At 66.6% G+C, this 1,766-nt stretch carries 1 protein-coding gene; it reads left to right on the top strand.

Annotated features, from left to right (window positions below; genetic code table 11):
- The first annotated feature begins 124 nt into the window (after positions 1–124).
- Complete coding sequence (locus tag ACT3UN_RS16380; protein WP_444657644.1) at positions 125–1,654, top strand: IS1380 family transposase; 1,530 nt, start codon at positions 125–127, stop codon at positions 1,652–1,654.
- The last annotated feature ends 112 nt before the right edge of the window (positions 1,655–1,766 follow it).

Genomic DNA, 1,766 nt, shown 5'->3' with positions numbered 1-1,766 from the left:
TTAACCCGGATCATTCATCCGGCGGCTGGAAAGACTGCTTGAAAACACGAAGAAAGTGACCCTGACCTGCTAAGATTGCTGGTGCTTAAGCCACAATCCGAACAAGAACAGGACCACCCTCACGGTGAAGACTACCAAGACAATCATCGATGTCACCACCGACCGCTCGGTGTGCACAGGCGCCGGCACCCTGCTACTGGCCGACACCGCCACCGCCCTGTCGGTGACCGACACCCTCGACGCCGCGCTGGCCGGGCTGACCCCGGCCACCGTCACCCACTCCGCCGGATCGGTGCTGAGCTCGCTGGCGGTCGCCTTGAGCTCCGGCGCCACCTGCCTGGATGACCTGAACCTGCTCACACCCCTCGCGGCGACCGGGCTGGTCACACCACTGCCGTCGACGGCGACCGCGCACCGGCGGATCCACCAACTCGCCGACTCCATCGACCGTGTCGACGACCGGATGCCCCGGGCGATGCGCACGCTACGCACCCGCGCCTGGGCCGCCCTGGGCGATATGAACCCCGCCACGTCCGCCACCAGGGACAATCCTCTGATCCTGGATATCGACGCCTCACTTATCCACATCCACAGTGACAAACAGTCCGCCGCGGCCACCTACAAGAAAGGCTTCGGATTCCACCCGCTGTGCGCCTTCGTCGACCACGGCCCCGGGGTAGGCGGTGAACCCCTCGCGGTGCTGATGCGCCCCGGCGACGCCGGGGCCAACAACGCCGACGACCACATCGAACTGATCCGCACCGCGTACCGGGCGCTGCCCGGCTCTCAGAACGGCGGGCATATTGGGGGCAAGATCCTGGTGCGTACCGACGGTGCCGGGGGCACACGAAAATTCGCCAACCACCTGTACTCCCGCGGCTTCGCCTACTCGTTGGGCATCCGCGTCAACGAACACATCGGCCGTCTGGTGTCCACCCTGCCCCAGGACGTCAAGCAGGGCGTGCTGCGGCCCGACGCCGCCGGCGGGGTGACTGACACCGACGCCGCCTATGTCACCGATATCACCGGACTGCTGGAGTCGGGGAAGACAGGTGAGTACGGCATCCGCCTGGACGCCTTCCCACCCGGCACCCGGGTGATCGTGCGGGTCGAATACCCCTCCGCCGGGTGCCAACTACGCATCACCGACATCGACGGACGCCGCGTGACAGCCTTCATCACCGATTCGTCCGGCCAGCCGCAGGTACTGGACCTGCGCCACCGGGGTCGGGGCCGGTGTGAACAGCGCATCAAAGACACCAAAGACCTCGGCTTTCTCGCCGTGCCGCATCACAGTTACGCGGCGAACCGGATCTGGACCCACGCGGTGGTCCTCGCCGGGGCGATGTCGACCTGGGCGCGACTGTTGGGCGCTGAGCCGGCGGAGTTGGCAGCGGCGAAGACAACGGCCTGCGACATGCGCAGAAACGGGTATTCAACCACCAGTGAGCAGGCCAGGGAGAAGAGGAAGGCTGCCCGGTCATGGTGGTGGCTGTGGGGCCCCGGCTCGTTACGGGCACGGGTGTTGTCCACCGCCGCGACCGTGGCCCGGCATGCCCGACAGGTACGGGTGCACCTGGACGGCAACGCCGCGCACGCCGGGCTGCTGGAAGCGGCGTTGTCGCGGATCCGGTCGCTGAGCATCCCGATATAGGTGCCGCGCTGGCGGTGCTGGCGGTGCTGGCGGTGCTGGCGGTGTTGTCTGTGTTGCGTTTGTTGTCCTTGCCCCCGTATTCAATCAGTTTCCCGTGGACCCCAGTTTCCGG

The sequence above is a fragment of the Corynebacterium sp. AOP12-C2-36 genome (assembly GCF_052379185.1).
Taxonomy (GTDB): Bacteria; Actinomycetota; Actinomycetes; order Mycobacteriales; family Mycobacteriaceae; genus Corynebacterium.
The sequence above is the reverse complement of the archived record's forward strand: the minus strand, read 5'-3'. Positions and strand labels throughout refer to the sequence as shown.